Annotated in this window: 1 pseudogene; it reads left to right on the forward strand. The window is 62.5% G+C overall.

Going from position 1 to position 730, the window contains the following annotated elements:
• Positions 1 to 730 (forward strand): annotated as a pseudogene (locus BHE85_RS17375) (RHS repeat protein); the annotation flags it as partial.

Raw genomic sequence — 730 nt, forward strand, 5'->3', positions numbered from 1 at the left:
CGGAAGCACTGCTCTGGCAGCATGAGACCAGACATGCGTACAACGCGCAGGGACTGGCGAACCGCTGTATACCGGACAGCCTGCCCGCCGTGGAATGGCTGACCTACGGCAGCGGCTGGCTGGCAGGTATGAAGCTCGGCGACACACCGCTGGTGGATTTCACCCGCGACCGCCTGCACCGGGAAACGCTGCGCCGCTTCGGCCGCTATGAACTCACCACCGCTTATACCCCTGCCGGGCAGTTACAGAGCCAGCACCTGAACAGCCTGCAGTATGACCGCGATTACACCTGGAACGACAACGGCGAACTCATCCGCATCAGCAGCCCGCGCCAGACCCGGAGTTACAGCTACAGCACCACCGGCAGGCTGACCGGCGTTCACACCACCGCAGCGAACCTTGATATCCGCATCCCGTATGCCACAGACCCGGCAGGTAACCGCCTGCCCGACCCGGAGCTGCATCCGGACAGCACCCTCAGCATGTGGCCGGATAACCGTATCGCCCGTGACGCGCACTATCTTTACCGGTATGACCGTTACGGCAGGCTGACGGAGAAAACCGACCTCATCCCGGAAGGGGGTATCCGTACGGATGATGAGCGCACCCACCGGTACCATTACGACAGTCAGCACCGGCTGGTGCACTACACGCGGACACAATATGCAGAGCCGCTGGTCGAAAGTCGCTATCTTTACGACCCGCTGGGCCGCAGGGTGGCAAAACGGGT

Source organism: Shigella sp. FC1567, assembly GCF_001743015.1.
GTDB classification, from domain to species: domain Bacteria; phylum Pseudomonadota; class Gammaproteobacteria; order Enterobacterales; family Enterobacteriaceae; genus Escherichia; species Escherichia coli.